Origin of the sequence: Luteimonas aestuarii, from assembly GCF_004357985.1 — a bacterium.
Classification (GTDB): Bacteria; Pseudomonadota; Gammaproteobacteria; order Xanthomonadales; family Xanthomonadaceae; genus Luteimonas; species Luteimonas aestuarii.
Genome location: NZ_SMTF01000009.1, coordinates 98,710 through 124,730, shown reverse-complemented (window position 1 = coordinate 124,730; position 26,021 = coordinate 98,710). Strand labels below are relative to the sequence as shown.

The window sequence follows — 26,021 nt, the reverse complement described above, 5'->3', positions numbered from 1 at the left end:
GAGCGGGGAAGGCCGCGGCCGGCATGGCGGGCGCGGGCCGCCATTGTCCCATCCATGCCCCGCTCTGTCGCGTGCGCGGGCCTCAATCCGGCGGCGAAGTGGCCGCCAAGGGCAGTTCCGCGGCCTCGCTGCGGCCGATCACCACCGCACCGGCCATGTCGCCGGTGACGTTGACCACGGTGCGGCACATGTCGAGGAAGCGATCCACGCCCAGGATCAGGCCGATGCCCTCGGGCGGGATGCCGAACATCGCCAGGATCATCGCGATCACCGGTAGCGAGCCGCCCGGCACGCCGGCGGCACCGATCCCGCCCATCACGCACAGGCCCAGGATCATCACCTGCTGCCCCATGCTCAGGTCCACGCCGTAGAACTGCGCGAGGAACAGCACGGTCACGCCCTCGAACAGGGCGGTGCCGTTCATGTTGGCGGTGGCACCGAGCGTACAGACGAAGCGCGCGACTGGCCGCGGTACGCCCAGGTTCTCCTCGGCCACCTTGAGCGTCGTCGGCAGGGTCGCACTGGACGAAGACGTCGAGAACGCAGTCAGCATCGCTGGCTGCGCGCCGCGGAAGAACGCCAGCGGCGACATTCGCCCGAAGATCCACAGCAGCAGCGGGAACACGATGAAGAAGTGCACGCCGAGCGCCGCCACCACGGTGCCGACGAAACGCGCCAGCTGCACCAGCACGTCCACGCCCAATCGCGCGGTGATGGTGAAGAGCAAGGCGGCCACCGCGTACGGCGCCAGCTTGATGACCCAGCCGATCAGCTTCAGGCAGATGTCGTACACGCCCTGCACCGCCGAGACGAAGCTGCGCGTGCCCTCGCTGCGGATCACGGTGGCGGCGATGCCGAACATCAGCGCGAAGAACATCACCGCGATGAGGTCGCCGCCCGCCGCCGCCGCGATCGGATTGCGCGGCACGATGTTGAGCAGCAGCTGGATGCCCGACGGCGCCTCGCGGCCCTGCTGGGCGATCTCGCCGCCGCGTTCGGCGCCCTGCGCCATCAGCGAATCGCGCACCTCGTCGGGCAGGCCGGTGCCCGGCTGGAACACGTTGACTGCCACCAGGCCGATGACCACGGCGATGGTGGTGACCACCATGATCCAGAGCAGGGTCTTGGTGCCGATGCGACCCAGCGACTGCGGATTGCCGATCTCCACCACGCCCAGGATCAGCGCCGAGAAGACCAGTGGGATCACCAGCATGAACAGCAGTCGCAGGAACAGCTGGCCCACCGGGTCGGTGACATAGGTGGTCAGCGCCGCCAGCCAGCCGGCATCGGCGAAATAGAGGTTGGCGATCAGGCCACCGACCACGCCGACCGCGAAACCGATGCCCATCTTCCAGTGCAGGGGCATGCCCGGCTTCGCTGCGACGTCGTTCGATTGCATGGCAGGGTCCTGCGGAATCCAGCGGGCAGCTTAGCAAAGGCGGGAAACGCGCCCGCCGGGCCCGCAATGACGTCATCTGCCGCGGCTAACCCGGCGCGACAGGCGTCGATCCGCCGATCCGGCCCGGGACGCCGAAAGCGCCTGCCTCACCGTTTCCCGGAGGCCGCCCGGAGACCCAGGATCGGGACGGCGTCATTTCCACCGAACGGGCGACGGTCCATCCAGCGCAGGTCCGATGCCATCGCAACCAAGCGGAGATCGGGCCGCGACTTGCGATGGCATCCGGCCTGTGCCGCCGAAACGCGACGCCTTCCTGCCGGTCGCGAGAAGAACATCAAGACAGCCGAATCACCGACGCGGATACAGCGGCGGCAACGCGTCCTGTGCCACACGGGCCGGAACCCGGATGGCAGGGCCGGCGCGGAACGCTTCGCGCAACGCCTGTCGCGCCGCGGCCGCATCGCCATCGCCCCAGCGCGCGCGCTGCAGCAGCGCGATCGCGTTGCGTTGCGCATGATCATCGAGATGCATGGCCAGGGCCTCCACGTCCGACGCAGGCGGCGTGAGCATGTGGCGCAGGGCATCCGCCACTTCACCCAGGTCACCGGTCTGCACCACCTGGGCGAACTGGCGCGCGCCGATGCGCGGCGCAGGCGCCACGACGGCATCTGCCGACGCCTCCGTCGGCCCACTGCGCCGCCAGGGCGGCACAGGCCCGCGACGCAGCAGCAGCCAGGCCAGCGTCGCCAGCCACAGCAGCGCGAAAGCCAGCGCGATCCAGGGCCATGCACCGGCACCCGTGCGCTCCACCGCCGACGTCGCATCGTCCGGCACGGGCAAGGCCGCCGCCATGCCGGGGCCCGCCTCCACCTGCCACGCCAGCTCCGGCAGGTCGGCGACGCGCGCCACGCCAGAGCGCACGTCCCACCATGCCACGCGCGGCCCGGCGACTCGCAGCGGCCCCGCACGCCCCGGCACCACCGAGAACCGCTGCACGATGCGACTGCGCAGCCGGCCGCCGTCGAAGGTTTCATCCACCTGCGGCGGTTCGGCGAACACCTGCGCGTTGTCGCCCACGCGCAGTTGCAGCGGCGGAAGCTGGGTGCCGGCGGCGCCATCGGCGATGGCTTCCACCACCACCGTGGCCGCCTCGCCGGCGCGCACCGCGTCGGGCGCTTCCAGATAGCGCAGCTCCAGCGCATGCAGCGGCAACCAGGGCTGCGGCGCGCCATCGGGCATCGCCCGCACCTGCATTGTGATCGGTGCACTGGTCGCGCGCAGTTCGCGTCGCGTGTTGCCGAACATGTCGTCGAAAAAGCCACCCACGCCGCGCCCCTCGAAACGCGCGCCGGGTACGGTGATGTCGCCACTGCGTTCCGCCACGATCTGGAAACGCCGTTCGACCACCGTGTAGCGGCGCCCGGCCACCTCGCGGGTGTACTGCACGTCGCTGCCGATGCGCTGCATCGATGCGCCCTCGGGCGGCGGCTGGTCCAGCTGGCCCGAGACCAGCGGCGTGGCGTAGTACAGGCGCAGCACGTAGCCGACTGATTGCTGCACGTAGGGCGTACGACTGTCGACCTCGGCCTCGATGAAGGCCGGCTGCCCCGCCCGCGCGGGCGCGGTGGCGGCCGGCAGCACGGTCAACGACAGTGGTTGCGTCGTGGCGCCGCCGATCCGCAGCGCCGGGATGGTCAGCACGCCCTCGCGCCGCGGCGTGAGCGCAACGCCGAACAGCGAACGCGTCCGCCGCTGGCCGTTGACCAGCGCCTCGCTGCGCCGGCTGCTGTGCCCGCTCACTTCGAAGTCGGGCGCCAGCGCGGCGTAGTCCGGCGGCTCGACGCCGGCCTGGTCGCTCTCGATGTTGAGCGTGGCGGTCTCGCCCCACTCGATGCGGTCGCGGTCCAGCCAGGCGCGTGCCTGCGCCTGTGCCAGCACCGGCAGCAGCAGCAGCAGCAGCAGCGAGAGCATCCACCATGTCGCTGGGTGACGGCGCGTCATCGTTCTTCTCCAAGGCCGTTGCGACGGTCGTGCTCACGCTTGAAGCGCGCACGCAGCAGCCCGCCCGGATCGTCGGGAATGCGCCGCAGCCAGGCTTCGTTGGCCTGGCGCTGCTCGCGCTCGGCGTCGGTTTCCTGCGCCATCGTGCCTTCCGTGCCAGCCGATGCATCGTCGGCCCGCTGCGTGCCGTCCTGCTGCAGGGCCTGCTCCATCGCCTCTCGCTGCGCGGCATCGGCGGCTTGCTGCGCGTCGGGCTGTTCGTCGCGATCGCGGGATGATGGCCGGTCTTCGCTTTCTGCAGGCGGTGTGGCCTGCTCCGAGGGCGGCGTTGGCGCTCTGTCGCCACCGGGTTCGGGCGAACCGTCGCGCGGCGAACCGTCTTCACCCTGCCCCTGCGGCGAGGTGCCCTCGCCATCATCCGGCTTGGCGCGGCTGTCGTCGCGGTCGCCGCCACTGGGCGGGCGACGCTGCATCGCGGCCTGCACCGCCTGGCGGTTGGCGATCGCATCTTCCATCCCGGGCTGCGCGCGCAGCGCCTCGTCGTAGGCGGCGATGGCGTCTTCGTAGCGGCCCTGCCGTGCCAGCGCGTTGCCGCGGTTGTAGGCCGCCGTGGCACCGGGCAATCCCTGCCACGCCTGCAGTGCCGCTGCATCGTTGCCTTCGCGATAGGCGGCGATGCCTTCGCGCATCCGCGCGCCACGCGCCTGGTCCGCGCGCTGCCACAGGCCGCCTTCCACCGCGTGCGCCGGCAGCATCGGCACCAGCAAGCCAGCCGCGAGCACCACCACCGCGGCGCCACGGCGGAACGCGAACAGCGACAGCAGCAACAGTGGCAACAGCAGCCAGTAGCCGCCATCCTGCCGCGCGCGCACGCCGCGGCCATCGGCGACGCGATCCACGTCGTGGCCTGCACGCAACACCGTCATGGCGTCCTGGTCCCAATCGAGATAGCGACCGCCACCCGCCGCGGCGACACGCTGCAGCGCGACCACGTCCAGCCGTGCCTGCGCGATGCTGCCATCGCCACGCCGGTAGGCCACGCCTTCGCCACGGCCAAGGCCGAGTACCGAGACGCGATGCCCGGCCGCAGCCGCGCGCGTGGCGGCCGCTTCGGCATCGCCGTCGGCACTTGCGGCCAGCAGCAGGATGTCGCCGCGCGCGTGGTCGCCACGCGCCAGCAGGCGCATGGCGTGCGCGATCGCACGCGACGCGGCGCTGCCATCGACGGGCATGATGTCCGGCGCCAGGGCGTCGAGGAACAGCGCGATGTTACCGGTGTCGTCGCTGAGCGGTGCGACCGTGAACGCATCGTCGGCGTAGGCGACCAGCGCAGTCGGCTGGCCCTGCCGTTGCTGCAGCAAGGTCGCCAGCCGCGCACGTGCCTGCAGCAGGCGCGACGGCGGCAGGTCGGCCGCCAGCGTGGCCTGCGACAGCTCCAGCGCCAGCACCAGCGGCGTGCCGCCCGCGGTCGGCGGCTGTTCGATGCTGCGCCAGCTCGGCCCTGCCAGCGCCAGCACCGCCAGCGTCCACGCCAGCAGGCGCAGCCACAGGCTGGCATGGCCTTGCCGGGTCACGCTGCGATCGATCAGGTGCGGCAGCAGCTGCGGATCGACCGCGCTGCGCCAGACCTGCTCGCGTCGCTGCACGCGCCACCATTGCCAGGCGAACACCGGCAGCGCCGCCAGCGCCCAGAACCATGCGGGGCGCAGCCACTGCAGGCCTTCCCAGGCGGCGATCATGGTTGCATCTCGCGCACGCGCGCCGGCCAACGCAGGCGCAGCGGCCACAGCGCCAACGCGCCGCACAGCAGGGCCAATGCCAGCGGCCAGCGATACAGTTCCAGCAGCGGGCGCACGCCCGGCCCGGCGCGCTGCACCGGTTCGAGGCGATCGATCTCGGCATAGATGCCGCCCAGTTCCTCGGCATCGCGGGCATGGAAGGCACGCCCACCGGTGGCGCCGGCGATGCGTGCCAGCGCCGCCTCGTCGATCTCCAGGTCCGCACCCGCGCGCGGCAGGCGGAACCCGAACATCGACAGCGGCTGTACGTCGCCGCCGAAGGCGATGGTATGGATGCGCACGCCCTCGTCGCGCGCGATCCGCGCGGCGCGATCCGGGTCCAGCAGGCCGGCATTGCTGACGCCATCGGTCAGCAACACCAGCACGCGCTGCTGCGCGTCCTGCGCGCGCAGGCGCTTGACCGCCAGGCCGATGGCATCGCCGATCGCGGTCTCGCGCCCGGCAAGTCCCACGCTGCTGTCGAGCAACTGGTCGCGCACCGTGTCACGGTCGAGCGTCAGCGGCGCGAGCGCATAGGCGCGCCCGCCGAACACGATCAGACCGACGCGGTCGCCTTCGCGGCGGTCGAGGAAGTCCGCCAGCACCGCCTTGGCTGCCGTCAGCCGGTCGACGACGCGCCCACCCAGCCGCATGTCTTCCTCGGCCATGCTGCCGGACAGGTCCACCGCCAGCATCAGGTCGCGGCCCGCCTGCGGCGGCTGCATCACTTCACCGAAGCCCTGCGGACGCGCGGCAGCGATGCACAGCAAGGCCCAGCCGGCCCAGGCCAGCAGCGGCATTGCACGCACGCGCCGCATCCCGTCGCCTCCGGCCGCAATGCCGTCCAGCCGACCGGCCCAAGGCACCTTCAAGGCCGTCGCGCCGCTGCGCACCGGCGGTGCCAGCCAGCGCACCAGCAGCGGCAGCGGCAACGCCAGCAGTAGCCAAGGCCATGCGAATCCGGCGAAGCCTGCGGGCAACAGGCTGGCGATCCAGTCGGTCATCGCGGCGCCGTCCAGCCGAGGAAGCGTGCACGCGCCAGGGCCTGCAGCGCATCGATGTCGAGATCGCCGGCATCGCGACGGAAGCCACCGTCGAGCAGCGCGCGCCCGATGCCGTCGGAGAACGGGCGCGCAGGATCGGCGGCATCCAGGCACGCCAGCCAGTCCTCGCCCTGCAATCGATCCGCGCCAGCCACGCGCGTGCGCGCCGCGCGCCGCAGCAGCTCCGACATCGCGGCGATGCGTTGCGTGGGCGATGTCGCCTGTGCCAGCGCCCGATCGAATACGGCTTCGGCACGCCGACGCGCGCGCGCGCGCCGCCAGTGTCGCCCCAGTACGAACGCCAACGCCAGCAACACGACCCCGGCCACCAGCCACCATCCGGGCGCGGGCGGCCACCACGGCGGCGTGGGTGGTGAATGGATATCGCGCAGGACCAGGTCGGGCGCCATGCTCATCCGTCACGCACCCCTGCGAACAGCGGCAGCCAACTGTCGCTGGCCGCATCCGTCGACACCACCTCGACGCGGACGCCGCGGGCACGCAGGCGCGCGACCACGGCATCGCAGCGACCGCCGAACTCGCGCTGCCAACGGCGATGGCGCGCACCGTCGGCGAGGTCCAACTCGACGCGGTGGCCCGCGCCCGTGAACGGCAGCAACGCGCGTGGTGGCATGCGCTCCAATGGATCGTCCAGCAGCAGCACCAGCACTTCGTTGTGCGCGGCGAGCGCCGACCAGCGCTGGTCAGCCACGTTGTCCAGGCTCGCGGGATCAGCCAGCACCAGCAGCCGGGAACCCGGGCGCAACAGGCGTTGGGCGTGGTCGAGTGCGACCGCGAGGCCGAGGTCATCGTCCGGGCGCTGCGTGTACCAGCGCACCAGCGCATCCAGCACGCGCAATGCACCACGCGTGCCCCCGGCCGGTGGCACCGGCGCTTCGGCGTCGCTGCCGCGCAACGCGGCGATGCGGTCGCCATCGCGCAACGCCGCCCACGCGGCGATCGCACCGGCACGCGCGGCCTGGACCGACTTGAAGCGGACCCGGGTGCCGAAGTACAGCGCCGGCGCGGTGTCGGCGACCACCAGGGTCAGCCGTTCGCGCTCGGCCTGGTACAACTTGGTGTGCGCGCGTCCGCTGCGCGCCGTGAGCTTCCAGTCGATGTGGCGCGCATCGTCGCCCGCCGCGTACTCGCGCGACTCCGCGTATTCCATGCCGCGCCCGCGCTGCGGCGACGGCGCCTGCCCCGACATGCCGTGGCGGCCATGCCGCGGCGGCCGTCGGCCGAACGCAACGCGGCGCAGCGCGACCAGTTCGGGCAGCGTGGGCACGATGCCCGGAGGCGCGGCCTCGACATCGCGGTCCGCCACGGGCGCACCGGTTCGCAACGCATCGAGGAGTCCGCCCTTGCCCATCACCGCCTCAGGGCAACGGCACCCTTGCCAGCAACTCGGCGACCAGCCGCTCGCCGTCCCAGCCTTCGGCCGTCGCCTCGTAGCTGGGCAGCACGCGATGGCGCAGCACGTCGGCCGCCACGTCGCGCACGTCGTCCGGGGTGACGAAGTCGCGCCCGGACAACCATGCGCGGGCACGTGCGCAGCGTTCCAGCGCAATCGATCCTCGCGGGCTGGCGCCCCAGGCGATGCGACGCGCCAGCGCGGCGTCGTAGCGTGCGGCATCGCGCGAGGCGAGCACCAGTTCGACGAGGTAGCGTTCGACCTGCGGCGCGACATGCAGGCCCAGCACCGCGTGCCGTGCGGCGAACACGTCGGCCTGCGCGATCCGCTCCGGCGCGCGCTCCACCGGCTGCAGGGCATCGCGCGCGCGTTCGCGCGCCAGGCGCAGGATCTCGGTCTCGGCTTCCACTTCCGGATAACCGATGCGCACATGCATCAGGAAACGGTCCAACTGCGCCTCGGGCAGCGGGAACGTCCCTTCCTGCTCGATCGGGTTCTGCGTGGCCATCACCAGGAACAGGGAGGGCAGGGCATAGGTCTGGCGGCCGACGGTCACCTGGCGCTCGCCCATCGCCTCCAGCAGCGCGGACTGCACCTTGGCCGGCGCGCGGTTGATTTCGTCTGCCAGTAGCAGCGGGTGGAAGATCGGCCCCGGTATGAACTCGAACCGTCCTTCCTGCGGGCGCCAGATCTCGGTGCCGGTCAGGTCGGCAGGCAGCAGGTCGGGAGTGAACTGCACACGGGCGAAGTCCGCCTCCAGCCGCGCGGCCAGCGCGCGGATCGCCGTGGTCTTGGCCAGCCCCGGCGCCCCCTCGACCAGCAGGTGGCCATCGGCCAGCAGCGCGATCAGCAGGCGTTCGACCAGCGCAGACTGGCCGACGATCTCGGTGGACAGGCCTTCGCGCAGCGCGCGGAAGGCAGCGTGCAGACGCGGGGTGTCGTCGTCGCGTGGAACGTCCATCGGCATCCGGTCAGGCGGCGCGGGCTGCGCCGGGGCCGAGTTTGACCCGGAACCACCCGGAATGGTTCAGTGCGGGAAGCCGGCGTGCCCGATGAATGGCACCCTGCAATGGGAACGGGGCCCGAAGGCCCCGTCCCGGAAACAACCGCTCGCTGAGAATCAGCGTTGCGCGACGCGCAACACCTTCGGCGTCACGAAGATCAGCAGCTCGGCCTTTTCACGGTTGCGTCCGCGGTTCTTGAACAGGTTGCCGAGGATCGGCAGGTCGCCGAAGAACGGCACCTTCGACAGTTCGCTGCGGTCTCGGAACTCGTAGACACCGCCGATCGACACCGTCTGCCCATCCTCGACCAGCACCGCGGTGGTGATCTCGCGCTTGTTGATCTGGGGCACCGAGCCGAGGTTCTGGCCAACGTTGACGAACCCCTCGATCTCGTCCTTCTTCAGCGCCATCGCCAGGAACACGCGACCATCGTTGGTGATGGTGGGCGTGACCTTGAGTTCCAGCAGGACATCCTTGAACTCGACGGTCGGGATGTTGCCGCTCTGTCCGCCGGTCACGGTCAGGTAGCCGACTTCCTGGCCCTGGCGGATCACCGCCTCGCGCTGGTTGCTGGTCACCACGCGGGGGTTCGACACCACCTCGCCACGACCTTCCTCCTGCAGCGCGGAAATCTCGACGTCCCAGTCGATGGTATTGCCCAGGATGGTCAGCGCCAGGGCACCGCCACCGGCCACCGGATTGTTGTACATCAGCGCGTCCGGGAAGCGCCACTCGCCGGTCCGGATGTTGTGCGTATTCTCGAGCTGCGAACCCGAGACTACCGCGCGATCCTTGATGCCGGTGATGCCGAACCTTGCGCCGATATCGCGGGCGAACGACTCGGTCGCGATCACGATGCGCGCCTCGATCACCACCTGGTCCACCGGCTTGTCGAGCATCGTCACCAGTCGTTGGATCTCGGCGACGCGCTGCGGGATGTCGATCACCAGCAGGGTATTGGTGCGGCGGTCGAAGCTGATGCTGCCACGCGACGACAGGAAACCCTGGTCACGCTGCTGGCCCTGCTGCGAACCGCCACCGCCACCGGTGCCCTGCGAGTTGTTCAGGCTCTCTTCGGTCAGCAGCTTGGCGATGTCCTCGGCATTGCCGTAGCTGATCGGGATGTATTCCGTCACCTTCTCGGCGCGTTCCTCGATGGCGAGCCGGGCGTCCTCGCGGTCCTGCTCGAACTTCGCGATCTCGACTTGGGGTGCCACCCACACGACGTTGCCATTGCGGCGCTTGTCCAGTTGCTTGGCCTGCAACACGATGTCCAGCGCCTGGTCCCACGGTACGTTGACCAGGCGCAGGGTGACGTTGCCCTGCACGGTATCGCTGGCGACGATGTTGAGGTTGGACTCTTCGGCGATCAGCTGCAGCACCGTGCGCACCGGCACATCCTGGAAGTTGAACGTCACCGGTCGGCCACTGTAGGCGCGGCCCGTGGCGGTCTGCGCGCTGGACTGGGCGGTGGTGGCCACGGCGGCCGAGGCAGTGCCGACGGCGCGGTCGGCAAAGGTCGCCCGCGGCACGATCTCGACGATGTAGTCGCGTCCGGTCTGGTAGGCCATCGACTCGAAGCCGCCGCGGGTGCTCAGCACCACGCGCGTGCCGTTGCCGCCCTGGCTGGCGTCGATGCGCTGCACCGGAGTGGCGAAGTCGACCACGTTGAGCGGCCGTTGCAGCGACGCCGGCAGGCTGGCGTTGCCGATATCGACCACCACGTCGGAGCCTTGCGTGCGCAGGTCGGGCATGGCGCCCTCTCCATCGAAGCGCAGGATCAGCTTGCCGGCTCCGCCTTCCCCGCGGCGGAAATCGACATTCGATACCGCGACGGTGGCCGGACGCCGCGTTGCCGGGTCAGCGGCCGCCTGCATCCCCATCACGGGCATCCACTGCAGGCCGACCGGTGCCGGTTGGGCCTGGACGCCGGCGAATGCGGACAGAAGTCCCGCGGCGACGCCGATGGCGCCCGCACGGAGCGGCAGTGCGCGCCGGTGCGTGTTCGGGCCATGCGCTTTGATCACGATCATCTCGACTTCCCCTAATCTCAATTGTCTTCGAGCGCAATCGACGCCGGCCGTTCCAGCCATCCGCCCGCGCCATCCGGCACCAGTTCGACCAGCTCGATCCCGTCTTCACGCACGCTGGTCACGCGTCCGTCGTTCTGCCCCAGGTACGACCCCACTTGCACCCGATAGGTCACCTTGTCCGGCGCCATCACCAGCCCGACCATCGACGCGCCGGTGTGCAGCGTGCCGACCATGTCGAGACTGTCGAGCGGGAACTGTTCCAGCGTTTGCTTGCGGCGGTTCGAATCCGGTCGCGGACCGCCGGCCCCCTCGTCCCGTCCAAAAGCGGTACTGAACGGGTCGCGCATGTCCTGCGCGGCGTATTCAAACGTCTCGAACTGCTGCATGACGGGCAGCGGATCGAGTGGCGGCGCCGGACGCGCACGGACGTTGGCCACCCACTCCTGCAGGTTGGGCGCGCCACCGGGCGTACTTGTCACGCCGCGCACGCAGCCAGCCAGCCAGCATGAGCATCGCGCCGGCAAGCACCGCGACCCGCGGCAAGGTGTCGATCTTGATGCGCATGTCAGCGATTCCCCCCGGCATCGGCAGCCTGCTGCTGCGCCGCCGCCTCATCCTCGTCGAGGTAGCGATACGTCTTGACCGTCCCCGCCAGCTCAAGCGCCGAGTTGTTGGCGATCGAGGGGACGGTGCCGGGTGGGCCACCACGCGCACTGAGCGAAATATCGTGCATGGTCATGATCACCACGCGCGGCAATGACGCGACCCCACTGACGAAGGCCCCGAACTGGTGGTAGCTACCCACCATCTTCAGCTCGATCGGCTTCTCGGCGTAGAATTCGCGCGGCACTTCCGGACCCGGGCGGAACAGCTCGTTCTGTATCCCGGTGGCCAGCGCCGTCTGCGAAATGTCGTTGATCAACGCCGGCATTTCGGTCCGGCTGGGCAGCTGGCGCAACATTTGTTGTAGCTGCTGCTCCATCTGCGCCAACTGCTGCTTCAGGGGCTCGAGGTTTGCGGCACGACCCTGCTTGGTTTCGAAATCCGCACGCAGCGTGGCCTCCTGGCGCTCCAATCGATCCAGCTCCGCGCCCTTCGGGCGGGTGACCACGTACCAGAGCAGTCCAAAGATCAGCAATCCGAGCAAGACACAGAAACCGATCTTGTATTCCTGCGGCCAAGACCCGGTGTTGTTGAAGTCCAGGTCCTTCAGCGACATCTTCTTGTTGCTCACGACGCAGCTCCTTCCTCAGGCGCGGCAGCCGACTCGACAGGCGCTGCAGGGGTCTCGATTGGAGTGCCCGCCGGAGCTTCGGCCGGGACAGGCGACGCGACTTCACGCGCGGCAGCGTCGGCCGCCGAGGCCTCGGTGCCGACGGGCGGCACCGGATCGGGAATGCCGTCCCCATCGCTGTCGACCGGCGCATTGGGGTTGGCCAGCTGCACCGACAGGTTGAACATGAAGGGCAGGCCTGCCACGCCCGCGTTGGCCTGGATCACCGACAGGTCCGGCCGGGTCATCCAGCCAGAACCCTCAAGGTTGCGCATATAGGTGCTGACCCGGGAGTTGGATTGCGCGCGGCCCTCCAGCGTCAGCTTCTGGCCTTCCTGCTTGATCGTGGTCAGGATCACCCCGTCGGGGATCGTGCGCACCAGCGAGTCGAACAGGTGCACCATCTGGGAACGATTGGCCTGCAGTTGCTCGATGACTTCCTTGCGCGACAGCAGGCGGCCACGTTGCCGATCGAGTTCCTCGATCTCGGTGATCTGCTTGTCGACCTCGGCGATCTGCTGCTCCAGGAACTGGTTGCGTTCGCGCTGGCCGCTGATCTGCGCGTTGTAGTAGAGGTTGAACAGGAACCACAGCGCCAGGCCGGCCAACGCGGCCACGCCCAACATCACGCCGAATTCCTTCTGCCTCTGCTTGCGGCGCTCGGCGCGCCACGGGAGGAGGTTGATCCGTGCCATCAGTCGAAGCTCCTCAGGGCGAGGCCGCAGGCGATCATCAACGCCGGCGCGTCCTGTGCGAGCGCATGCGCCTGCACCCGCGAACCAAGCGTCATCTGCGCCAGCGGGTTGGCGATCACGGTCTGCACGCCGAGTTGCTCCTCGACCATCTCGGCGACTCCCGGGATGGAGGCGCAACCACCGGCCAGCACGACCTGGTCGACGCGATTGAACTCGCTGCCCGCATAGAAGAACTGCAGCAGGCGGCTGATCTGCTGGACCAGGGCTTCCTTGAACGGCTCCAGCACCTCGATCTCGTAGCTCTCGGGCAGCCCTCCCTGGCGCTTGGCCAGGCCGGCTTCCTCGTAGCTCAGGCCGTAGCGGCGCATCACTTCGTCGGTCAGCTGCTTGCCGCCGAACACCTGTTCGCGCGCATAGATGCTGCGGCCGTTGCGCAGGATGTTGAGCGTGGTCATGGTGGCGCCCACGTCGACCAGCGCCACGATGCCGTCGCGCGGGAAGTTCAGGGTGCTGGCCACCAGGCCGAACGCGTTCTCGATGGCGAATGCCTCCACGTCGACGACCCTGGCGGTCAGCCCGCCCAGCTCGAGCGCGGACGCACGCATCTCGACGTTTTCCGAACGCGACGCCGCCAGCAGCACCTGCACCATCTCGGCGTTGCCGGGCATCGCCCCCAACACCTCGAAATCGAGGTTCACTTCCTCGATCGGGTACGGGATGTAGTTGACCGCCTCCAGCTCGACCTGCGACTCCATGTCGTCGTCGTCCAGGTCCGCCGGCATCGGGATGATCTTGGTGATCACCGCGGAACCGGACACGGCCGCGGCCGCATGCTTGGCGCGGCTCCCCGAGCGCGACATGGCACGGCGGATCGCCTCGCCGACCGCCTCGACCTCGACGATGTTCTTCTCCACCACCGCGTTCGGCGGCAGCGGCTCTACCGCATAGTGCTCGACGCGATAGCGGTCACCCGAGCGCGAGAGCTGCAGGAGCTTGACGGCAGTCGAACTGATGTCGACGCCGACCAGCGGTGCTTGGCTTTTTGTGATCAGCCCCACGATTTTCCCCTTTGTCACGGGCGCTTACGCGCGCAACGTGCCCCAGAGCCTTAAATAACGGACTTTTCATGGGATGGCAACAACCACGGTGCGGGACCGTGCCGGAGTGCGCGATCCTGGGCACTTGCTGACCCGCCGCGTCACCCCTTCGACCCGCCCCCACCGCCTCCTGCAGCCGCAAGGCATACGGCAACCCTGTCCTCGACAGGCCATCCCCCATGCGGTCGGGGATGGTACACCGCCCTCCTCTATACTGCGCGGCCACCGCCACGCCTGGCTCGAGGTCCCCGGCCGATGCCCCGTTTCCGTCGCCTGCTGCGCTGGGCGCTGCTTGTCTTCCTCATCCTGCTGGTCGCCGGCGGCATCACCGCGACCGCGCTGTACCTGTCGGTGTCGTCCAAGCTCCCGGACATCGACGGGCTGCGCGACATCGAGATGCAGGAACCGATGTACGTCTACTCCCGCGACGGCAAGCTGATCGCCCTGTTCGGCGAGATGCGGCGCTACCCGGTGAAGATGGACGACGTGCCGGACCGCCTGAAGCAAGCCTTCCTCGCCACCGAGGATGCCCGCTTCTACGAGCATGCCGGCGTGGACTACAAGGGCGTCGCGCGCGCGGTCTGGCTGCTGGCCAAGACCGGTGGACGCGAACGCGTCCCCGGTGGCTCGACCATCACACAGCAGGTGGCGCGCCAGTTCTACCTCAGCCCCGAGTACAGCTTCACCCGCAAATTCGCCGAGATGCTGCTGGCGATGAAGATGGAACGGGAGCTCACCAAGGACGAGATCTTCGAGCTGTACTTGAACAAGAGTTTCTTCGGCAACCGCGCGTACGGCGTGGCGGCGGCCGCGGAGTTCTACTACGGCAAGACGCTGGACCAGCTGGACCTGGACGAGATGGCCTCGCTGGCGGCGATCCCGAAGTTCCCGTCCAGCGGCAACCCGCTCAGCAACCCCGAGCGTGCCAAGGAGCGGCGCGACTACTACGTGCTGGCGCGCATGCAGGAACTGGGGTTCATCAGCGCGGCCGAGGCGGACGCGGCCAGGGCCACGCCGATGCACGCCAAGCCGCACGAGCGCCCGGTCGAGGCTTATGCCCCGTATGTCGCCGAGATGGTGCGGCTGGAGATGGAAGCGCGCTACGGCGGCGACGTGCTGACCAAGGGCTACCACGTCACCACCACCCTCGACCCGGTCATGCAGGCGGCCGCCGACCAGGCCGTGCGCGATGGCCTGGCTGTCTACGACCATCGCCATGGCTGGCGCGGTGCCGAACAGACCTTCGAGCTGGCCGCCGACGAGGACGCCGTGACGGCCGGTGCGCGCTTGCGCGGCATCCCCGCGCAGAGCGGGTTGCTGCCCGCGATCGCGCTGCGCAGCGACGGCGGCACGGCTGAAGTCGCGCTCACCGACGGGACGACGCTTACCCTGGATGCGGCCAGCAGCCGCTGGACCGGGCGCGCCCCCGGCACGCTGCTCAAGCGCGGGGACATGGTGCGCGTGCGGCGCATCGCCACGCCGCCCAGGCCGGCATCCGCCGGGGCCGAAGCGCCGCCACCGACGATTGCGTGGCGACTCGAACAGCTGCCACGCGCGCAGGCGACCTTGGTCGCGCTGGAGCCGGAGAACGGCGCATTGCGCGCACTGGTCGGCGGCTTCAGCTTCGCCGGCAGTTCGTTCAACCGCACCACGCAAGCGCGGCGCCAGCCGGGTTCGAGCTTCAAGCCCTTCATCTTCGCCGCCGCGTTCGAGCGCGGCTTCAATCCGGCGTCGATCGTGCCCGATGCGCCGGTGGTGTTCCGCATGCGTCGCGGCCAGGACTGGCGCCCCCAGAATGCCGACGGCCGCTTCATGGGCCCGATGCGCCTGCGCCCGGCCCTGGCGCTGTCGCGCAACCTGGTGGCCGTGCGCCTGCTGGATGCGATCGGGGTGGACTATGCGCGCAAGTACATCAGCAACTTCGGCTTCCCGGAAGACCAGCTGCCGCCGAACCTGTCGATCTCGCTGGGTTCACCGTCGCTGACGCCCCTGGACGTGACCCGCGGGTTCGCTGTGTTCGCCAATGGTGGCTTCCGTGTCACCCCGTGGTTCATCGACGAGGTCAGGGACCGGGACGGCCAGGTGATCTTCAAGGAAAACCCGGCCATCGCCTGCCGCGCCTGCGGCGCCGGCACCGCGGGCGCGCAGCGCAGCGGCCACGTCGTGGACGGGTTCAATTTCGGCCCTTCGGCAGCGCAACGCCCCGTGAGCGAGGCACCGGAGCAACCCGAAGCCACGCCGCTGCCCGAGGATGCGGTGCTGGCACCGCGCGCGATCGACGAGCGCGTCGCCTACCAGCTGGTGTCGATGATGCTCGACGTGGTGCAGCGGGGGACCGGCACCGCCGCCCGCGTGCTCGGCCGCGACGACGTCGGGGGCAAGACCGGGTCAAGCAACGATCACCGGGACGCATGGTTCTCCGGTTTCGGTGGCAACCTCGTCACCTCGGTCTGGGTGGGACGCGACGACAACCTTCCGCTCGGTCGCGGCGAATACGGCGGTCGCGCGGCGCTGCCGATCTGGATCGACTTCATGCGCGTGGCGCTGGAGGGCGTGCCGCTGGCGACCAACGAGCCGCCCGAGGGCATGATCCGGGTCTCGGTGACCGAAGGCGGCCGACTGCTGCCGACGGCCAGCGGTGGCGGCATCGTCGAATGGGTCAAGGCCGAGGACCTGGATCGCATGGAGAGCGAGGTCGAGATGAACTACGACGACCTGCCCGCGGAAGAGGCGTTCGACATTTTCTGATCGCGGTGGTGCGACGTGGCGTCTTGCACATTGACGCCACCCCAGCATGCGGTACAGTCGGTCCGGGTTCGCAACGGGAGTTCGACATGCACCGCGCCCGCCAGCATGCCGAGACACGCACGCGCGAACGCCGGCACCGCCTCGCGCACGAGGCCGCACGGCTGATGGCCGAAGGCGGCATGCGCGACTACCACCAGGCAAAGCTCAAGGCCGCCGATCGCCTCGGCATCCATGACGATGCCTCGCTGCCGCGCAACCGCGAGATCGAACAGGCGCTGCGCGAGTACCAGCGGCTGTTCCAGGGCGATGCGCATGCCGATGGCCTGCGCTTGCGGCGCGAGGCGGCCTTGCGCGCACTCGAGTTCTTCGACCGATTCACGCCGCGCCTGGTGGGTCCGGTGCTGGAGGGCACGGCGGACGGGCACTCGCCGGTGCACCTTCACCTGTACGCCGACGATGCCGATGCGGTGCCGCGCTTCCTCGGGGATGCCGGCATCCCGGCCGAATCGCGCAGCCGCCACCTGCGCCTGGACCGCACCCGCGAGGGCGACTTCCCGGTGTGGCTGTTCGCCGCCGAGGGGCTCAGCTTCGACCTGCTGGTGCTGCCCGAACAGGCGCTGCGGCAAGCGCCACTGTCCGGCCTCGACGAAAGGCCGATGAAGCGCGCGTCGGCGACGCAGTTGCGTGAACTGTTGGCCGAAGCCGAGATCGAAGGCTACGAACGCGGCACCTAGGTGCCGCGTCCTCCACTCAAGGTGCGTCGCGCATCCGCGGCTGTCGGCTCGCAAGGCCGAACACATTGAGCTCGATGGCCAGGAATGCGGCCAGCCACAGCGTGGCGTCCCAGGCATCCAGCCAGTCGCCGGCATCGCCCACGCGCAGCGCCAGCAGCCACCACGCGATCGCGAATCCGGCCAGTGCGAGGTACAACACCCACGACGAAGCGCGGCGCACGTGGTGCAGGTACCGCCGCCTGGCAGGCAATCGCACTTCCAGCTCCAGCGCAAACACAACCCCCAACCAGGCGCTGGCATTGGCGAAGTCCAGCCACTCGCCGGACAGGCCGTAATCGATGCACGCCCACAGCACGGCAAGCGATGCGATCGCACGCAGCGCGCGACTGGCCGTGCGCGACCACGTCGGCAGGTGCCAGCCGCCGGTTTCCCACTCGAACATCAGCAGCAGGACCATCCAAGCCGCGGTATCGATGGTTTCGGTGGCCGTCCCGGCATGCGCGTACAGCACCACGTTGGCCGCCAGCAGCGCGTAGACCAGCCACTTGAAAAGCACGAAGCCGCGGACAGTCCGCGGCTCCGGGGGTGCACCGGGGTGCGCTTGTGCCATCAACGCCTGGCGGTGGGCACGTAGTCGCGGCTGGCATGGCCGGTGTAGATCTGGCGCGGGCGGCCGATCTTCGCTTCCGGATCGACCTGCTGCTCCAGCCAGTGCGACACCCAGCCGGCGGTGCGGCCAATGGCGAACATGACGGTGAACATCTCGGTCGGGATCTTCAGCGCCTTGTAGATGATGCCGCTGTAGAAGTCGACGTTGGGGTACAGCTTGCGCTCGACGAAGTAGTCGTCCTTCAGCGCGGCTTCCTCGAGCCGCATCGCCACTTCCAGCATCGGATCGTCGATGTTCAGCTCACCCAGAACCTTGTGGGTCATCTCGCGGATGATCTTCGCGCGCGGGTCGAAGTTCTTGTACACGCGGTGTCCGAAGCCCATCAGGCGGAACGGGTCGTTCTTGTCCTTGGCGCGGGCCACGGCGCTGTCCACCTTGTCCGCGGTGCCGATCTCTTCCAGCATCTTCAGCACCGCCTCGTTGGCACCACCGTGAGCGGGGCCCCACAACGCGGTGATGCCGGCGGCCACCGATGCGTACGGGTTGGCGCCGGTGGAACCGACCAGTCGCACGGTCGAGGTGGATGCGTTCTGCTCGTGGTCGGCGTGCAGAATGAACAGCAAGTCCAGCGCCTTGGCGACCACCGGGTTCATCTCCAGCGGCTCGCTGGGCACCTCGAACATCATGTGCAGGAAGCGGTCGACGTAATTGAGGTTGTTGCGCGGGTAGCGGATCGGCCAGCCGATCGAATAGCGGTAGGCCGCGGCGGCCAGCGTGGGCACCTTCGCCAGCAGGCGGATCGCGGCCTGGCGGCGCTGCTCCGGGTCCTCGAGGTCGAGGTTGTCGTGGTAGAACGCCGACAGCGACGCCACCGTGCCGGCCAGCATCGCCATCGGGTGCGCGTCGTAGTGGAAGCCGCCGAGGAAGTTCTTCAGCGACTCGTGCATCATCGTGTGGTGCGTGACCTCATGCTCGAACCGGGCGAACTCGTCCTTGTTCGGCAGTTCGCCGTTCATCAACAGGTACGCGACCTCCAGGAAGCTGGAGTGCTCGGCGAGCTGCTCGATCGGGTAGCCGCGATACAGCAGCACGCCCTTGTCGCCATCGATATAGGTGATGGCCGACTTGCAGCTGGCGGTGGCCGTGAAACCCGAGTCGTAGGTGAAAAGCCCGGTTTCCTTGGTCAGCCTGGAGATGTCGACGCAGTCGTTGCCGAGCGTGGGCTTCAGGATCGGCAGGTCGACGGACTTGCCGCCTGCGTTCAGGGTGGCGATCTGGTCAGACACGAAAGCATTCCTCCTGGTACGGACGTGCGGGCGCGGGGCCCGGCGACGGCGGCACGCGTGGGTGCCGCGACGCACCAATTATCGCATAGCCGGTTGGAGCGCCGACTCGGACTTTGGTCGCGCGGGAACCATGTACCGCGGGGCGACGACATGCGGCGCGAAGCTGGCCTTCAAACCCTGCAGGCGCACAAACGCCAACGGCCGCCCTGCGGCGGCCGTTGGTGCAACGCTGCGTTGCGCGCGCGGCGCGCGACACGCGTCCGCTTACTTGGCGTAGCGACGCTTGAACTTGTCGATGCGACCGCTGGTGTCCATGACCTTGTTCTGGCCGGTGTAGAACGGATGCGTCGCCGAGGACACCTCGATCTTCACCAGCGGGTACTCGTTGCCATCGTCCCACTTGATCGTTTCCTTCGAGGAAGCGGCCAGCGTGGAGCGGGTCAGGAACTTGAAATCGGAGGTCACGTCCTGGAACACGACTTCACGGTAATCGGGATGGATGTCGGCCTTCATGGCGGCGGGCACCAGTTTGCGCAAGGAAAGAGCGGCATTGTAGTCCGCATTCGACCCTTGGCGCAAGACCGGGTTTGCCGTCAGTTCCCGGCCGCCAGCGCGGCCCGCACCCGGGCCTGGAACCGGGCCTGGTCCAGGCGGAGCAGGATCCGCGCGTTGTCGGGCCGCCCGGTCTGGCGGTTCCAGTCCACCACGGTGGTGCCGCGACCCGGACCGTGGCCGATGTCGACCTCCACCGGCCGCGCTTCCACCTCGCGCGCGGCGTCCGGTTCCAGCACCCACGCCATCGCCAGCGCATCGGCGGCGAACCAGTCGTCGCCGCGGCGGTCGGCCGACCAGGTGCGCGTCTGCCGCGAGATGGCCTCGTAGAACCGGGCCCGCGCGGTGTCGATCGCCAGCCACTCCTCGACACCGGCATGCGGCAGGCCGTGCGCCAGCGTCGCCTCCCAGTCCGCCAACTCGAACTGCGGGAACGCCTCGAACACGATCCTGGCGGCCTCGGGATCGAAGTACACGTTGAACTCGGCAGCCGGGGTGATGTTGCCGTGCGCAGTGACCGCGCCGCCCATCGCCACGAACCGCGCCACGCGTTGCGGCAACGTCGGATCCAGCTTGAGCGCCAGCGCGATGTTGGTCAGCGGGCCCAGGGCGACCAGCAGCAGGCGGCCGGCATGCGCATGCGACAGCCGCAGGATCGCCAGCGCCGCATGCTCGCCGGCGGCGGCATGGGTGGCCGGCGGCAGGCCGACATCGCCGAAGCCGTCGGCACCATGCACGTAGGCCGCATCCGGCGCGGCGTGCAGCAGTGGCGCATCGGCACCGGCGAACACCGGCACGTCGGTACGACCCACCACCTCGCACAGCTTCAACGCATTGGCGACGGTATGGCGCAGACCGACATTGCCCGCGGCGATGGTCAGGCCGACGATGTCGTGTCCGGGCGAATCGAAGGCCATCAGCAGGGCCAGCGCGTCGTCGACGCCGGGATCGGTATCGATCAGGAGCGGGATCTTGTCTGTCATCGATGGAGTCTAGACGACCAGGCACTCAGGCCGCGGCATAGCGCGCGGCGCCGCCGATCCAGCGATCCACCAGTTTGTCGGCCACCTGCGGCAAGTCGTCCAGCAGCGCCTCGCCGATGCGATGCACCTCGGGTAGCAGGTCGGCATCGCGCGCCAGGTCGGCGATGCGGAAGTCGGCGATGCCGGTCTGGCGCGTGCCGAGCAGTTCGCCCGGGCCGCGCAGTTCGAGGTCCTTCTCGGCGATCACGAACCCGTCGCTGGTCGAACGCATCGTTTCCAGGCGCTGCCTGGCGGCCTGCGACAGCGGCGGCTGGTACAGCAGCACGCAGCTCGACGCCGCACTGCCGCGGCCCACCCGGCCGCGCAGTTGGTGCAGCTGCGCCAGGCCGAGGCGTTCGGCGTTCTCGATGATCATCAGCGAGGCATTGGGCACGTCCACGCCCACCTCGATGACGGTGGTCGCCACCAGCAGGTCGACGTCGCCCTGCTTGAACGCGCGCATCGTCGCCTGCTTCTCGTTCGGCTTCATCCGGCCGTGGACGAAGCCCACGCGCAGGCCGGGCAGCGACGCCGACAGTTGCTCGTGCGTGGTCTGCGCGGCCTGTGCCACCACCTCGTCGGACTCGTCGATGATGGTGCACACCCAGTACGCCTGGCGGCCCTCTGCGCAGGCGGCGCGGATGCGCTCCACCAGTTCCGGGCGGCGCTCGGCGCTGAGCACCACGGTCTGCACCGGTGTTCGGCCGGGCGGCAGTTCGTCGATGGCGGACACGTCGAGGTCGGCATAGGCCGCCATTGCCAACGTGCGCGGGATCGGCGTCGCGGTCATCACCAGCTGGTGCGGCACGATGCCTTCGGCAGCCCCTTTGTCGCGCAGCGCCAGGCGCTGGTGCACGCCGAAACGATGCTGCTCGTCGACGATGGCAAGCGCGAGGCCGTGGAACGCCACGCCCTCCTGCATCAACGCATGCGTGCCGACGACGACCTGCATCGCGCCGCTCGCCACATCGACCAACGCCGCGGCGCGCGCCTTGCCGCTGATCTTGCCCGCCAGCCAGCCGACGCGCACGCCCAGCGGTTCCAGCCAGCCGCGCAGGTTGGCCAGGTGCTGCTCGGCCAGCAGCTCGGTCGGAGCCATCAAAGCCGCCTGCCGTCCCTCGCCCACCGCCAGCAGCGCCGCGAGCGCCGCGACCACGGTCTTGCCGCTGCCCACGTCGCCCTGCACCAGCCGCAGCATCGGCGACGGCTGCGCAAGATCCGCACGGACCTCATCGAACACGCGCTGCTGCGCGCCGGTCAGCGCGAACGGCAGCGCAGACGTCAATCGCCGGGCCAGCCGGTCGTCGCGCAGCACGATCGCCGCATGCGCCTGCATCGCGATGCGCTGGCGACGCAGGCTGAGGTGATGCGCCAGCAGTTCTTCCAGCGCCAGGCGGCGCTGCGCAGGATGCAGCCCGGCCAGCAGCGCAGGCACGTCGGCATCGCGGGGGGGCGCATGCATCGTGGCCACCGCCGCGCGCAGCGAAGGCAGGCCCTGCGCCTGCAGCCACTCGCGCGGCAGCAGTTCCAGTTCGTCCTCGCCGGGCAGGCCTTGCAGCGATTGCGCGATCAGTCGGCGAAGGGTCGCCGGGCCCACGCCTTCCACCGCCGGATACACCGGGTCCAGCGCCTCGCCCACGACTCCCGCCTCGGCGTCGTCGACCACGCGATAGCTCGGGTGCACGATCTCCAGCCCATGCTGCCCCGGCCGTGGCGTGCCGTAGGCGCGCACGCGCGCGCCGACGCGGAACTGGTTGACCTGCTGCGAACGGAAATGGAAGAAGCGCAGCACCAGGGTGCCGCGCGAGTCGTCGCCCATCGCCACGCGCAGCATCGGCCGATAGCGGAAGCCGCGTTCGACCGCTTCCACCACGCCTTCGACCTGCGCGGCCACGCCCGCCTGCAGGTTACGGATCGGCGTGATCCGCGTGCGGTCTTCGTACTGCCGCGGCAGGTGCAGCCACAGATCCTGCAAAGTCACCAAGCCACGCGCGGCGAGCTTCTCCGCGACCGCCGGCCCGACGCCCGACAGCGTGGTCAGTGGCGCCTGTCCGGCGGCCGCCAGGGTCGGCGCGGGCTTGGACATGCCGTCCGTGTTCCCCGCCAGGTCAGGCGAGCACCATCACCGCATCGACCTCGAACACCACGCCCTTCGGCAGCGCCGACACTTCGATGGTGGAACGCGCCGGATACGGTGCAGCGAAATACTCCGCCATCACCGCATTGACCGCGCCGAACTGCGACAGGTCGGTGAGGTACAGGCCGACGCGGACAATGTCGTCCATCGAGCCGCCCGCGGCTTCGGCGACCGCCTTGAGGTTGTCGAAGGCGCGGCGCGCCTGCGCCTCGATGCCGCCATCGACCACGTCGCCCGTCGCCGGATCCAGTGCGATCTGGCCGGAGAAGTACACGGTATTGCCACTGCGCACGGCCTGCGAATACGGCCCGATGGCGGCAGGCGCGTGGTCGGTGTGGATGGGATGGCGGGGCATGGGGCGACTCCGTTCGGGATGCGTCGATTATAGGTCGTGCCGCGGCATGGCCTTGCGCAGAGCCACGCATCTTCGGTTTCGATCGGCACGCCAGCCAAGACGGCGCGTCGGCGAAAAGGCGGGCCTGGGCCCGCCCTACAGCCGCTGCACGCCGTGCACCACGCCCAGACGGCGCGTCTTGCGGATCACTTCGGCCAGGTGTTCGCGGTCCTTGACCTGGATCGCGAAGCGGATCGCCGCGACGTTGCTGTCGCGCTCGAGGTATTCGACGCCCTCGATGTTGGAGTCGGCCTGTGCGATGGCCGCGGCGATCTGCGCCAGCACGCCCGGTCGGTTCTCGGCCTCGATGCGCAAGGCGACACCGTATTCGCCAGTCACCTCGCGATCCCAGCCGATCGCCACCCAGCGCTCCAGCGACTTGCGGTACTCGGCCACGTTCGGGCAATCGAGCCGGTGCACCACGATGCCTCGCCCGGCGGTGTGGTAGCCCATGATCTCGTCGCCGGGAATCGGCAGGCAGCAGTTGGCGAAGCTGATCACGCCGCGCTCGTTGCCGGTGATCAGGATGCGTTCGCCGCGGTGGCGCACCACGTCGTCGATGTCGTCGAAATCCTCCTGGTCGGCCTCGCGCTGGGCCAACGCCACCGCCACCTGTGCCGGCATGCGGTTGCCCAGGGCAATGTCGGCCAGCAGTTCCTCCAGGCGGGGGTAGCGCGCCTCCACGAGGTAGGCATCCACGCGCTCCTGCGGCAGCCGGTCCAGCGACGTGCGCAGGTCTTCCAGCGCGCGGTCGAGCATGCGATGCCCCAGCGTCACCGCATCCTCGTGCTCGAGCTGCTTGAGCTGGCTTCGGATCGCGGTGCGCGCCTTGCCGGTGGCCACGAACTCCAGCCACTGCGGCCGCGGCGCGGACGACTTGGCGGTGACGATCTCGGTCTTCTGGCCACTGGCCAGCTTGGTGCGCAAGGGCACCAGCTTGCCGTCCACCCGCGCAGCCACGGCCTTGTTGCCGATGTCGGTATGCACCGCATAGGCGAAGTCCAGCGCGGTGGAGTTGCGCGGCAGCGACAGGATGTCGCCCTTGGGCGTGAACAGGTACACCTCGTCCGGGAACAGGTCGACCTTCACGTTCTCCAGGAATTCCAGCGACGACCCGGTCGCGCGCTGCGATTCGAGCAGATTGGCGATCCACGAATGCGCGCGCGCCTGCGCGCCACTGGGCGAACCGCCGTGCTTGTAGGCCCAGTGCGCGGCGATGCCGCGCTCGGCCACCAGGTCCATGTCCTCGGTACGGATCTGCACTTCGATGGGCGAGCCATAGGGCCCGAACAACACCGTGTGCAGCGACTGGTAGCCGTTGGCCTTGGGAATCGCGATGAAGTCGCGGAAGCGCCCGTCGAGCGGCTTGTACACCGAGTGCGCCACGCCCAGCGCGTGGTAGCAGTCCGGTACCGACGACACCACGATGCGGAAGCCGAACACGTCCATCACCTGGTCGAAGCTCTTTCCCTCGCTGCGCATCTTGCTGTAGATGCTCCACGGCGACTTCACGCGGCTGACCAGGCGGTACTTGAGTCCCTCGTGCGTCAATCGCTGCGCGAGCTGCGCTTCGATCTTCGCCATCACTTCCCGGCGCAACATCGGCTGCGAACGGATGTGCTTGTCCAGGATCAGGTGGCGCAGCGGGTGCAGGGCGTGGAAGCCCAGGTCCTGCAGCTCGGCCTTGATCATGTTCATGCCCAGGCGCTGCGCGATGGGCGCGTACACCTCCAGCGTCTCGCGCGCGATGCGTTCGCGCGCGGGTCCCGGCTGCGCGCCCAGCGTACGCATGTTGTGCAGGCGGTCGCCCAGCTTGATCAGGATCACGCGCAGGTCGCGCGCCATCGCCAGCATCATCTTGCGGAAGCTTTCGGCGGCGGCCTCCTGGCGGCTGCTGAACTGCAGTTTGTCGAGCTTGGTGACGCCTTCGACCAGTTCGGCCACGGTTTCGCCGAAGCCTTCCGCCAACTGCGCGTAGGTCAACGGCGTGTCTTCGATGGTGTCGTGCAGGATCGCCGCGACCAGCGTCTCCACGTCCACCCGTTGCTCGGCCAGCACCTGCGCCACCGCGACGGGGTGGGTGATGTAGGGCTCGCCCGACTTGCGGGTCTGGCCCTCATGGGCCGCGGCGCCCACCGCCCACGCGCGCCGCAACTGCTGTCGCTGTTCGGGCGGCAGGTAATGCGCGGCCTGCTCCAGCGCGCGCACGTAGTCGGGCGTCGCGGCATCGTCGGGCGCGGCGGGCAGGTCGGCGTGGACGGTGGCGTCCCGGGTCATGCCGGAAGCCTACGGGCAAACGCAGGCAGGCGGTAGCCATCGCGGCGCGCACCGGCCACCACAACCAAAACGGCCCCGCGCGAGCGGAGCCGTCCATGCCCTGTGCGGGCCATCGCGACCGGGCGGCGCATCCTGCGCCCGCCGAACGCGGCGCGACCTCAGTCGTCGCCCTTCATGTCGTCTTCGGCGGCCACCACTTCGGCAGCGGCCCACTCCAGCGCCTCGCGCTCCTTGCGCTCGCGCTCGGCTTTCTCGACCGCGTCGATGTAGTCCGTATCCACGCGACGCGCAGCGATCTCGCGCAGGGCGAGCACGGTCGGCTTGTCCTCGGTCTCGTTGTCGATCTGGGCGTCGACGCCGTTGGCCAGCTGGCGCGCGCGCTTGGCCGCCATCATGACCAGCTCGAAGCGGTTGTCGACGACTTCCAGGCAATCTTCCACGGTGATGCGGGCCATACGTCTCCCGGCGGCCAGCAGGCCGTCGATACTGTTCGAAAGGACCGGCAATTCTAGGGTCGGCTTGTA

The 26,021-nt window shown here is 69.3% G+C and carries 22 protein-coding genes; 2 read left to right on the top strand and 20 right to left on the bottom strand.

Annotated elements, in window-relative coordinates; all coding sequences use genetic code 11:
• Positions 1 to 82: 82 nt before the first annotated feature.
• The 12 genes from E2F46_RS11760 to E2F46_RS11705 all read right to left on the bottom strand — a co-directional run bounded on the left by E2F46_RS11760 (position 83) and on the right by E2F46_RS11705 (position 13,698).
• A complete protein-coding gene (locus E2F46_RS11760; RefSeq protein ID WP_133322265.1) occupies positions 83 to 1,399 on the bottom strand; it encodes a dicarboxylate/amino acid:cation symporter in 1,317 nt (438 codons plus the stop codon).
• Between the two features lie 348 nt (positions 1,400 to 1,747).
• Positions 1,748 to 3,400 (bottom strand): BatD family protein, encoded by a 1,653-nt coding sequence (locus E2F46_RS11755; RefSeq protein WP_133322264.1) that lies wholly within the window; start codon positions 3,398 to 3,400, stop codon positions 1,748 to 1,750.
• Positions 3,397 to 5,139 carry a tetratricopeptide repeat protein gene (locus tag E2F46_RS11750; protein WP_133322263.1) on the bottom strand — a complete coding sequence of 581 codons (1,743 nt, stop codon included), beginning with the start codon at positions 5,137 to 5,139 and terminating at the stop codon, positions 3,397 to 3,399. Before E2F46_RS11750 ends, E2F46_RS11755 begins: the two co-directional genes overlap by 4 nt.
• A complete protein-coding gene (locus E2F46_RS11745; protein ID WP_133322262.1) occupies positions 5,136 to 6,182 on the bottom strand; it encodes a vWA domain-containing protein in 1,047 nt (348 codons plus the stop codon). Before E2F46_RS11745 ends, E2F46_RS11750 begins: the two co-directional genes overlap by 4 nt.
• Complete coding sequence (locus tag E2F46_RS11740; protein WP_133322292.1) at positions 6,179 to 6,631, bottom strand: DUF4381 domain-containing protein; 453 nt, start codon at positions 6,629 to 6,631, stop codon at positions 6,179 to 6,181. The genes E2F46_RS11745 and E2F46_RS11740 overlap by 4 nt, the downstream gene beginning before the upstream one ends.
• A 2-nt stretch (positions 6,632 to 6,633) precedes the next feature.
• Positions 6,634 to 7,593: a DUF58 domain-containing protein gene (locus E2F46_RS11735; protein WP_133322261.1), complete on the bottom strand. Its 960-nt coding sequence runs from the start codon at positions 7,591 to 7,593 to the stop codon at positions 6,634 to 6,636.
• A 7-nt stretch (positions 7,594 to 7,600) separates the two neighbouring features.
• Positions 7,601 to 8,602 carry an AAA family ATPase gene (locus E2F46_RS11730; RefSeq protein WP_133322260.1) on the bottom strand — a complete coding sequence of 334 codons (1,002 nt, stop codon included), beginning with the start codon at positions 8,600 to 8,602 and terminating at the stop codon, positions 7,601 to 7,603.
• Positions 8,603 to 8,755: 153 nt separating this feature from the next.
• Complete coding sequence (locus E2F46_RS11725; protein ID WP_425599830.1) at positions 8,756 to 10,672, bottom strand: type IV pilus secretin PilQ; 1,917 nt, start codon at positions 10,670 to 10,672, stop codon at positions 8,756 to 8,758.
• Positions 10,673 to 10,689: 17 nt separating this feature from the next.
• The gene (locus E2F46_RS11720; protein WP_133322259.1) at positions 10,690 to 11,196 is read right to left on the bottom strand and encodes a pilus assembly protein PilP; all 507 of its coding nucleotides are present in this window, start codon (positions 11,194 to 11,196) and stop codon (positions 10,690 to 10,692) included.
• A 41-nt stretch (positions 11,197 to 11,237) separates the two neighbouring features.
• On the bottom strand, positions 11,238 to 11,906 hold the full coding sequence (locus tag E2F46_RS11715; RefSeq protein ID WP_425599829.1) for a type IV pilus inner membrane component PilO: 669 nt from the start codon (positions 11,904 to 11,906) through the stop codon (positions 11,238 to 11,240).
• The gene (locus tag E2F46_RS11710) at positions 11,903 to 12,640 is read right to left on the bottom strand and encodes a PilN domain-containing protein (RefSeq protein WP_133322258.1); all 738 of its coding nucleotides are present in this window, start codon (positions 12,638 to 12,640) and stop codon (positions 11,903 to 11,905) included. Before E2F46_RS11710 ends, E2F46_RS11715 begins: the two co-directional genes overlap by 4 nt.
• The gene (locus tag E2F46_RS11705) at positions 12,640 to 13,698 is read right to left on the bottom strand and encodes a pilus assembly protein PilM (protein ID WP_133322257.1); all 1,059 of its coding nucleotides are present in this window, start codon (positions 13,696 to 13,698) and stop codon (positions 12,640 to 12,642) included. Before E2F46_RS11705 ends, E2F46_RS11710 begins: the two co-directional genes overlap by 1 nt.
• A 294-nt stretch (positions 13,699 to 13,992) precedes the next feature.
• Between E2F46_RS11705 and E2F46_RS11700 the strand changes: the two genes are divergently transcribed.
• Both E2F46_RS11700 and E2F46_RS11695 read left to right on the top strand, forming a co-directional pair.
• Positions 13,993 to 16,485 (top strand): penicillin-binding protein 1A, encoded by a 2,493-nt coding sequence (locus tag E2F46_RS11700; protein WP_133322256.1) that lies wholly within the window; start codon positions 13,993 to 13,995, stop codon positions 16,483 to 16,485.
• An 86-nt stretch (positions 16,486 to 16,571) separates the two neighbouring features.
• Positions 16,572 to 17,219 carry a hypothetical protein gene (locus E2F46_RS11695; RefSeq protein WP_133322255.1) on the top strand — a complete coding sequence of 216 codons (648 nt, stop codon included), beginning with the start codon at positions 16,572 to 16,574 and terminating at the stop codon, positions 17,217 to 17,219.
• Between the two features lie 16 nt (positions 17,220 to 17,235).
• On the opposite strand, the gene E2F46_RS11690 is transcribed toward E2F46_RS11695, so the two are convergent.
• From E2F46_RS11690 to rpoZ, 8 genes are all read right to left on the bottom strand, one after another.
• Positions 17,236 to 17,829, bottom strand: a complete 594-nt coding sequence (locus E2F46_RS11690) for a hypothetical protein (protein WP_133322254.1) — start codon at positions 17,827 to 17,829, stop codon at positions 17,236 to 17,238.
• Positions 17,829 to 19,115 (bottom strand): citrate synthase, encoded by a 1,287-nt coding sequence (locus tag E2F46_RS11685; RefSeq protein ID WP_133322253.1) that lies wholly within the window; start codon positions 19,113 to 19,115, stop codon positions 17,829 to 17,831. Before E2F46_RS11685 ends, E2F46_RS11690 begins: the two co-directional genes overlap by 1 nt.
• 264 nt (positions 19,116 to 19,379) lie before the next feature.
• The gene (locus tag E2F46_RS11680; RefSeq protein WP_133322289.1) at positions 19,380 to 19,628 is read right to left on the bottom strand and encodes a type B 50S ribosomal protein L31; all 249 of its coding nucleotides are present in this window, start codon (positions 19,626 to 19,628) and stop codon (positions 19,380 to 19,382) included.
• Positions 19,629 to 19,708: 80 nt separating this feature from the next.
• On the bottom strand, positions 19,709 to 20,650 hold the full coding sequence (locus E2F46_RS11675) for a nucleoside hydrolase (RefSeq protein WP_133322252.1): 942 nt from the start codon (positions 20,648 to 20,650) through the stop codon (positions 19,709 to 19,711).
• Positions 20,651 to 20,675: 25 nt separating this feature from the next.
• Positions 20,676 to 22,775 carry an ATP-dependent DNA helicase RecG gene (recG, locus tag E2F46_RS11670; RefSeq protein ID WP_133322251.1) on the bottom strand — a complete coding sequence of 700 codons (2,100 nt, stop codon included), beginning with the start codon at positions 22,773 to 22,775 and terminating at the stop codon, positions 20,676 to 20,678.
• Positions 22,776 to 22,797: 22 nt separating this feature from the next.
• Positions 22,798 to 23,181: a RidA family protein gene (locus E2F46_RS11665; protein WP_133322250.1), complete on the bottom strand. Its 384-nt coding sequence runs from the start codon at positions 23,179 to 23,181 to the stop codon at positions 22,798 to 22,800.
• 135 nt (positions 23,182 to 23,316) lie between these two features.
• Positions 23,317 to 25,497, bottom strand: a complete 2,181-nt coding sequence (locus tag E2F46_RS11660) for a RelA/SpoT family protein (protein ID WP_133322249.1) — start codon at positions 25,495 to 25,497, stop codon at positions 23,317 to 23,319.
• Positions 25,498 to 25,655: 158 nt separating this feature from the next.
• Complete coding sequence (rpoZ, locus tag E2F46_RS11655) at positions 25,656 to 25,952, bottom strand: DNA-directed RNA polymerase subunit omega (protein WP_133322248.1); 297 nt, start codon at positions 25,950 to 25,952, stop codon at positions 25,656 to 25,658.
• Between the last annotated feature and the right edge of the window lie 69 nt (positions 25,953 to 26,021).

Bases quoted from the DNA above. Each gene is read 5' to 3' on its own strand.
- E2F46_RS11735 (WP_133322261.1), bottom strand. From the start codon at position 7,593: ATGGGCAAGGGCGGACTCCTCGATGCGTTGCGAACCGGTGCGCCCGTG.
- E2F46_RS11700 (WP_133322256.1), top strand. From the start codon at position 13,993: ATGCCCCGTTTCCGTCGCCTGCTGCGCTGGGCGCTGCTTGTCTTCCTC.
- E2F46_RS11740 (WP_133322292.1), bottom strand. From the start codon at position 6,631: ATGGCGCCCGACCTGGTCCTGCGCGATATCCATTCACCACCCACGCCG.
- E2F46_RS11725 (WP_425599830.1), bottom strand. From the start codon at position 10,672: ATGATCGTGATCAAAGCGCATGGCCCGAACACGCACCGGCGCGCACTG.
- E2F46_RS11710 (WP_133322258.1), bottom strand. From the start codon at position 12,640: ATGGCACGGATCAACCTCCTCCCGTGGCGCGCCGAGCGCCGCAAGCAG.
- E2F46_RS11665 (WP_133322250.1), bottom strand. From the start codon at position 23,181: ATGCCCCGCCATCCCATCCACACCGACCACGCGCCTGCCGCCATCGGG.
- E2F46_RS11745 (WP_133322262.1), bottom strand. From the start codon at position 6,182: ATGACCGACTGGATCGCCAGCCTGTTGCCCGCAGGCTTCGCCGGATTC.
- recG (WP_133322251.1), bottom strand. From the start codon at position 22,775: ATGTCCAAGCCCGCGCCGACCCTGGCGGCCGCCGGACAGGCGCCACTG.
- E2F46_RS11660 (WP_133322249.1), bottom strand. From the start codon at position 25,497: ATGACCCGGGACGCCACCGTCCACGCCGACCTGCCCGCCGCGCCCGAC.
- rpoZ (WP_133322248.1), bottom strand. From the start codon at position 25,952: ATGGCCCGCATCACCGTGGAAGATTGCCTGGAAGTCGTCGACAACCGC.
- E2F46_RS11750 (WP_133322263.1), bottom strand. From the start codon at position 5,139: ATGATCGCCGCCTGGGAAGGCCTGCAGTGGCTGCGCCCCGCATGGTTC.
- E2F46_RS11760 (WP_133322265.1), bottom strand. From the start codon at position 1,399: ATGCAATCGAACGACGTCGCAGCGAAGCCGGGCATGCCCCTGCACTGG.
- E2F46_RS11680 (WP_133322289.1), bottom strand. From the start codon at position 19,628: ATGAAGGCCGACATCCATCCCGATTACCGTGAAGTCGTGTTCCAGGAC.
- E2F46_RS11690 (WP_133322254.1), bottom strand. From the start codon at position 17,829: ATGGCACAAGCGCACCCCGGTGCACCCCCGGAGCCGCGGACTGTCCGC.
- E2F46_RS11755 (WP_133322264.1), bottom strand. From the start codon at position 3,400: ATGACGCGCCGTCACCCAGCGACATGGTGGATGCTCTCGCTGCTGCTG.
- E2F46_RS11695 (WP_133322255.1), top strand. From the start codon at position 16,572: ATGCACCGCGCCCGCCAGCATGCCGAGACACGCACGCGCGAACGCCGG.
- E2F46_RS11675 (WP_133322252.1), bottom strand. From the start codon at position 20,650: ATGACAGACAAGATCCCGCTCCTGATCGATACCGATCCCGGCGTCGAC.
- E2F46_RS11730 (WP_133322260.1), bottom strand. From the start codon at position 8,602: ATGCCGATGGACGTTCCACGCGACGACGACACCCCGCGTCTGCACGCT.